A 7,129-nucleotide genomic window follows, 5' to 3' on the forward strand; every position below is an offset into this window, starting at 1 on the left:
GAGGTCAGCTGAAGGTGTACGGGCGGTGCTGGTTGGCCAGGTCGACCAGGTCGCAGTGGTGGTCGCGGTCATCGGCCTGCTGGGCGAGCGCGCGGTAGGACCGCTCCAGCGCCGACCGCAGCCGGTCCTCGTCCGGGCGGGTCGAGGTGGTCGCCAGCAGCCGACCGAGCTCGGCCTCCTGGACGACCGTCTCCAGCCGGGTGCGCGACTGCCCGGTCGGCGCGCCACCGTCGAGGTAGAGCCTGCCCAGCCGGGTCGTGGCGGCCCGCAGCTCCTCCGGGGTCGGGCGGGTGCCGTCGGGCAGGGTGCCGCTGAGCACCCACACGGTGGCGACCTGGGCGGCGTCGAAGTGCCGGGACACCGCGGGCGTCTCGTCCAGCTGCGCCACCGCGCCCGCCCGGTCGCCCCGGGCCAGGTGCACCCTGGCCAGGCCGAACGCGGCGCTGACCACCGAGTGGTCGCGTCGCCACACCGCCTCGTAGTACGACTCGGCCAGCGCCAGGTCGCCACTGATCTCCGCGCAGTAGGCCAGGGCCAGCTTGGGGGTGTCCTCACCGGGCAGGGCGCTGTACACCGCGTCGAAGCTCGCCCGCGCCGCCGCGGTGTCCCCGGCGGCCAGCCGCAGCAGGCCGTCGTGCCACCACAGCCGCCAGTCCAGCGTCGCCCCGAGCAGCTCGCGAGCCTGGCCCAGGCTCGTCTCCGCCGCCCCGGCGTCCTCGGCGGCCAGCGCCGCGCGGGCCCGGGCCAGGCTGGCCTCGACGGTGTGCAGGTCCGCCTCGTCCAGCTTGGCCAGCAGCCGGGACGCGTCCTCGTCCGCGGCCGCGGTGAGCACGTCGGCGGCCGGGTCGTCGGCGTACACCCGGTGCGCGGGCAGCCCGACGGCCACCGCCAGCGGCCCGGGGCGGCCGACGTCGAGCGGCAGGTCGGTCAGGTCCGTCCCCAGTGGACGGTCGAGCCAGCGGCGCAGCGGCGGCACCCGGCCGAGGCCGTCGTCGAGCAGGGTCGCGGTGGCCTCGAACTGCTCCGAGGCCACCGGCCGCTGCTTGCCGTCGCGCAGCGCGGCGATCTCGCGCTGCACCCCGCGCAGCTGCTCGGCCATCTCGGCCGCGGAGCCGAACCGGCGGTCCGGGTCGACGTCGCGGGCCCGCCCGTAGGCCCGCTTGAACGACTCGATGCCCACCGCGATCCTGGCCTGGGTGGCCAGGTGCTCGGCGGGCGGCACGTGCTGGCCGGTCCGGTCCGAAGTGGACCGGTAGAGCTGGTGCAGCGTCTCGCCGACGGTGTGGATCTCCGACTGCACGGTCAGGCCGCGCTGCTTGATCTCGTCCTCGGGCACCTGGTAGCCGCGGGTGCCGACGATCGGGCTGGTCCGGTCGCCGACCGGGCGCACCGCGCCGAGGTCGATCAGCTTGATCCGGTTGACCCGCCTGCCCTGCCGGGCCGGCCGCATGATCACGTTCTCCGGCTTGAGGTCGCAGTAGAGCAGGCCGCGCTCGTGCAGGTAGTCCAGCGCGGCCAGGACCTGCAGCGCGCAGGTGATGACGTGCTCGGTCAGCAGCGGCTCGCTCAGCTTGGGGTCGCCGTGCTGGGAGTCGTTGGCCACCGTGCTCAGCGGCAGGCCGCCGACGTACTCCATCACGATGTAGTCGCGCTCGGCGCGGGTGTGCGCGTCGGCGTGCTTGACGAAGTTGTAGACCCCGACGATGTTCGGGTGGTCGATCTCGGTGAGCGCCCACAGCTCGGCCTCGGCCAGCGCGCTGTCGGTGGTGTCGATCAGTCCTTTGAGGACGGAGAGGCGGCCGTTGAGCCGCCTGTCCTTGGCCAGGTAGATCCAGCCCAGGCCGCCGCGGTCGATGCAGCCGAGCACCTCGTAGCGGTTGTCCACCAGGTCACCGGTGGTGAGGCTGGGCAGGAAGGAGAACGGCGTGCCGCAGCTCAGGCAGAACCCGGCGCCCTGGTCGGGCAGCGAGTTCGGGTCCGGGCAGTCGGCGTTCGAGCAGACCCGCCTGCGCTTGGGCACCCGGAAGTCGGTCATGATCCGGCTCGACGGGTCGGGGTAGTCGAAGACCGGCAGCGAGAACGGGTCCTCGCCCAGGGACCGCCGGACGCCGCTGCCACCGGAGACCACCGAGCTGGTCGTGGTCGACGAGGACGAGGCGGCCGCTAGGGGCTCGAGCCCGCACTCGTCGCAGTAGCCGGTCTCGTCGATGCCGCCCGCGCAGCCGGACCGCACGCACTTGGTCATCTGTGCCCCCTGTTCGCCAGTGCTTGTCGCACCGCGGCCTCGTAGGCGAGGACCGCCGCGTGCGCGGCGGCCTGGTCGACCGGCTCGGCGGCCAGCAGCTCGTCGGCCCGCCGGTACGCCGCGGCCAGCCCGATGTCCTCGCCCAGGCCCTGGTCGTTCGCCCGGGCCTGCGTCGCCACCAGGACGCCGCGGTCGATGGACGTGCTCTCGTCGACCCTGTGCCGCCGCCGCTCCCGCCGCTCGTCCCGGCGCAGCCGCTCCTCCATCTTGGGCAGCACACCGGCGACGGCCCCCGCGTCCCGCGCGGCGGCCTTGCGCAGCGCGGTCAGCCGCAACTGCCAGTCGGTGTCGTCGGGCAGCGCCTCGACCCGCTTCGCGATCGCGGCCAGCCTGCCGGTGACCAGCTCCCCGCGCAGGTCCCGGGCCGAGGCCAGGCTGGCCGACTCGTCGTGCCGGAACCCCAGCACCAGCCGGGCGCCGCTGTCGACCATCGGCTTGAGCACCTCGTCGAGCAGCGCGACGGGCTGCTCGGCCTCGTCCACCCCGTCGAGCACGATCGTCATCGGCGGGGTGCCCGCGCGCAGCCGGTCGCTGGCGGTGTCGGCACCCTCCGCGGCCAACCCGGCCCGCTCCACGATCCGCCGCGACACCTCGTCGACGGTCCGCCCCCCGACGTCGAGCGCCAGGTCGACGCCGCCGAGGGTGCGCGCGTCCCCGGCGTCCACCCGCCCACTGGACACGGCCACCGCCTGCCGCACCGCGGCGATGTCGCGGCGCAGCACGATCAGCACGGCCGGGCCGTCGTGCCTGCGCTCGATCCAGTCCACCAGCCGCTCGGCCTCGCCCAGCAGCTCCGGGCCCACCGCGGTGGGGGCGAAGCTGGGGTCGATCCCGCTGTCGCCGACCACCCACTCCGACACGATCGGCAGGTGCCGGACGATCGCCTCGACCGGCAACATCCAGGACAACCCCGCGGTCGCGTCGGTGTACTCGCTGACCACGATCCCCAGCACGTCCCCGGTCGCGTCATCGGCCACCCCGGCGCCGCTGAAGCCCGAGCGCACCCGGGTGTCGTTCACCGAGGACCGGTTCATCTGCAGCCACTCGGCCCCCGCGTGCCCGGCCAACGTCATCCGGGTCCACTCACCGATGTCGAGGCCCTCGCCGGTCGGGTACCCGAGGGTGTGCACCCGCCGGTCCCAGGTGAGCGCCACCCGCCGCAACCGGGCCGCGCAGTCGGCGGGCTGGGGTGAAAGCAGCTCGAGCAGGGCGACGTCACCGCGCTCGTCGTCCATCGGCGGCACGCACAGGTTCTTGATCACCCGCGCCCGCGAACTAGGCCGCCCCGGCAACTCCACCAGGTCCACGGCGAGATCGTCGACCCCGAGGACGACGTGCGCGCAGGTCAGCACGTGCGTGCTGTCGACGAGCACCCCCGCCCCGAGAACCCGGGCAGGGTGGGACCGGCTGCGGACCCGGACCCGCCACCTCTCCCGGCCGGAATGCTCGACCGTCCCCTGGCTCGCGGTCATTCCAGGCACGATAAGGGAATACACACCCCCACCAGCCCCGCTTCGCGCACTCCGCCCCGTTCGGACTAGTCGATCAGTGGATTGCGGCGACAGCCAAGACCCAGCCCCCTGACCCGACAGCCGTGCGATGTGGACCACGCCGCAGACATGCCGACCGGCCGCGCCGCGGGGTGTCCGGGCCTTCGCGCGTTCACTCCGAACTGCGGCCTGACCTACTGGCAGCTGTCACCCAGGACCTTCCAGGACGACAGCCATACCCGACCCGACCCGGCACACCAGCCCGACCCGACCTCGTCCAGACCGAGCACAACCGACCTCAGCTGACCCGTTCCGACTCAGCTGGCCCACCCAACCCGGCCCAGTCGAACCCGGGGCCGATCCGGCCGAACCCAGCCCTGTCCAACCCAGCCCGAAACCAACTCGGCCCGGCCGAAGCCGGCCTAGCCCTGTCCAACCCAACCCAGCTCTGTCCAACCCAGCCCTGCCCAACCCAGCCCTGTCCAACCCAGCCCGAAACCAACTCGGCCCATCCGAATCCGGCCTAGCCCTGTCCAACCCAGCCCTGTCCAACCCGGCTCAGCCGAACCCGGCTCAGCCGAACCCGGCTCAGCCGAACCCGGCTCGGCCCAACCGGGCCCGGCCGAAGCTGGCCCTGCTCAGCCCGACCTAGTCCAGCCCGACCCGGCCGAGGAGCGCTGGAGCCAGTCGCGGTCCCGACTGCCGTGGTCGCCGGATGGGTGTTGATCACTGCTCGCGTTGTGGTTCGGCGATGCCGCGCCGTCCGCAGGGGTGTGGGCTAGTGGCCCGTCCGCACCGTGAAGTGGGCCTTGGCCTCGCCTGCGGGGGTGGTGACCGTCAGTGTTCCCTGGTAGGTCCCGTGGCGTGGGTAGCGGTGCTTGTCGATCGTTACCCGCCAGACCCCCGGTGCGGCCAGCGGCCCGGCAGGTCGGGCCGGTGTCACCGTGGCCGTGGTGGTGTTGCCGTCGCCGAAGTCGACGACGGCGGTTGGTGTCGCGGTCGTCGGGGCGGTGAAGCGGCCGATCTCGCCCTCGATCGTGCGGCTGTGCTGGGAGCGGGCGGTGATGTCGGTGGTCCAGGGGACCGCCGGGCTGGGCCGGAAGTTGACCCCGGCGATGGTCAGCCTGCTGCCCTGGGTCGCCAGCCTGCCGGTGAACCCGGTCAGGTCGCGCGCGGCCTTGGGCGTCCAACCGATCTCGGCGAGGGAGATCAACCGCGGGTAGCTGAGCCATTCGGCTTGGTCGAGGCTGCGGACGGTCTCCGACCACAGTGGACCGGCGACGCCGAGCACGTCGGACTCGGCGAGGCCGTCGCGGACCGGTTCCCAGTCGTAGTAGCGGTCGTAGTCGCAGGTGTTGCGGCAGGCCCAGCTCAGGCCGATCGGGGTGCTCGGCTCGTACTTCTGGTCGAGGTAGCTGGTCCCGGCGGGGGACATGACCACCTTGGCGCCGCGGGCCACCTGGCGCAGGACCGGTTCCAGTGCGCCGCGCCAGTAGTGCACCACCGCGCCGGGTGGGAGGTCGACGGCGGCGTACTCGTTCCAGCCCATCGGCAGCTTGCCCAGCTTGGCGACGATCGGCAGCGTCCGGGTGAGGTAGGTCAGGTAGTTGTCGTGCCCGGTGACCAGGGCCTCGTCCCCGCCGATGTGCAGGTACGGCCCGGGGGTCAGCGCGGCGAGCTGCGACAGGACGGTGGTGAGGAACTCGTAGGTCACCGCCGCGTTGGCGTCGAGGGTCGAGTAGCCGACGTCGGCGGTGTTGTTCATCGGCTTGGTCTGGCCGTTGGGGTTGAGCTGCGGCACCGACGCGAGCGCGGCGTTGGTGTGCCCCGGCCCGTCCACCTCCGGCACGACCGTGACGAACCGCGCACGGGCGTGTGCCACGATCGCCGTGTAGTCACGCTGGGTGTAGAACCCCCGGCGAGCGGGGCCGGTGCCCAGCGGCGTGCCGTTCCCCAGGGTGTCACTGCCGCCGGTGCCCCCGACCCGGGTCAACGCGCCGTAGTCCAACCCCGCGGGGTTCACCGGGGGCGGGTTGACCGCGATCCGCCAGGCCTGGTCGTCGGTGAGGTGCAGGTGCAGGGTGTTGACCTTGTACCGGACCGCGCTGTCGATGTACCGCTTGACCTCGTCCACGGTGAGGAAACTCCGGGCGACGTCGAGCATCACCCCCCGGTAGGCGAATCGCGGGTAGTCGGTGACGGTCGCGGCCTGCGCACTCCACGGCCCATCGACCCGCGACGGGCTGTCCACCCAGGCGGGCAGCAGTTGCCGCAGGGTCTGCACCCCGAGGAACAACCCGGCGGGGGTGTCCGCCGAGACCCGGGCCACCCACCGGTCGGTCACCAGCCGGTACCCCTCCGCGGTGTGGCCCGCCGGCCCCTTCCCGGCCCCGACCTCCAACACGATGTCCCCGCGTCGCGCCTCGCGCGTGCTCACCGGCAGGCGGTATCCCGTCGCAGGCCGCAAAGCGCCTGCGAGGTACTCCCCAACCTCGCGAGCCGCCCCCCGAGCCACGACGTGCGCGTCCTCGTCGAGCACGAACCGCCCCCGCCCGGTGTCGGCCGCGACCGGCTTGGGCACGAGCGACTCGACCCCCGGGCTCATGACCACCGACGACACCGCGGGTACCGCCGCCGCTGGAATGGTCAGCAGCACAGCCACACCGACCACAGCCACACGCCACCGAGCTCGCACAGCACCTCCCAGGACGAGGGTCACATGGTCTAGACCATAAGAACGGTGATCAATCCCCGTCAACCGCCAACCCGGGCGTACCCGACAGAACCCCCACGACCCGGAGCCCGCGCCGGGCCGCTGACCGAACTCCCACCCACCGGTGGCTTCTCGAAGACCCGCCCCCGGCACGACCAGGTGGCGCCCCCAGCGCGACCCGTGCCCACATCGGCAGACGGCGCCACCGCGGGCGAAAGCAGCCCAACCCCGCTGGGTCGCGCGCAGCAGAAGTGCGCGCCAATTGCGCATCCCCACGCACTGTGCAGCCGTGTTGTCCGGCGATGCCCTTGTGGGGCGCACTTCACCGGCAACACCATCGCGCGACAGGATTTCCCGCCATCACTCGACAGGATTTCCGCGACGACTCGCGTGTCTCCATGTGGCGGAGCAGTCCTGCCGCGTGGCCGACTCTGGCGGGACGGGCCGCGCCTTGGCGTGCGTGTTTCGGCCGGACATGCCATGCCATGACCCGACCCGACCCGACCCGACCCGACCCGACCCGACCCGACCCGACCCGACCCGACCCGACCCGACCCGACCCGACCCGACCCGACCCGACCCGACCCGACCCGACCCGACCCGACCCGACCCGACCCGACC

The 7,129-nt window shown here is 72.9% G+C and carries 3 protein-coding genes; all 3 read right to left on the reverse strand.

Features of this window, described 5'->3' with window-relative positions; all coding sequences use genetic code 11:
- Positions 1-4 precede the first annotated feature (4 nt).
- Positions 5-2,245, reverse strand: a complete 2,241-nt coding sequence (locus QSK30_RS21280; RefSeq protein WP_285505161.1) for a tetratricopeptide repeat protein — start codon at positions 2,243-2,245, stop codon at positions 5-7.
- Positions 2,242-3,777 carry a S1 family peptidase gene (locus QSK30_RS21285; protein ID WP_285505163.1) on the reverse strand — a complete coding sequence of 512 codons (1,536 nt, stop codon included), beginning with the start codon at positions 3,775-3,777 and terminating at the stop codon, positions 2,242-2,244. Before QSK30_RS21285 ends, QSK30_RS21280 begins: the two co-directional genes overlap by 4 nt.
- A 796-nt stretch (positions 3,778-4,573) precedes the next feature.
- A complete protein-coding gene (locus QSK30_RS21290; RefSeq protein WP_285505164.1) occupies positions 4,574-6,466 on the reverse strand; it encodes a beta-N-acetylhexosaminidase in 1,893 nt (630 codons plus the stop codon).
- Between the last annotated feature and the right edge of the window lie 663 nt (positions 6,467-7,129).

It is taken from the genome of Actinokineospora sp. NBRC 105648 (assembly GCF_030269645.1).
In the GTDB taxonomy this organism is placed as follows: domain Bacteria; phylum Actinomycetota; class Actinomycetes; order Mycobacteriales; family Pseudonocardiaceae; genus Actinokineospora.

What these genes read in the sequence shown, in the direction of transcription:
- QSK30_RS21280 (WP_285505161.1), bottom strand. Translation starts at nt 2,245, where the DNA reads ATGACCAAGTGCGTGCGGTCCGGCTGCGCGGGCGGCATCGACGAGACC.
- QSK30_RS21285 (WP_285505163.1), bottom strand. Translation starts at nt 3,777, where the DNA reads ATGACCGCGAGCCAGGGGACGGTCGAGCATTCCGGCCGGGAGAGGTGG.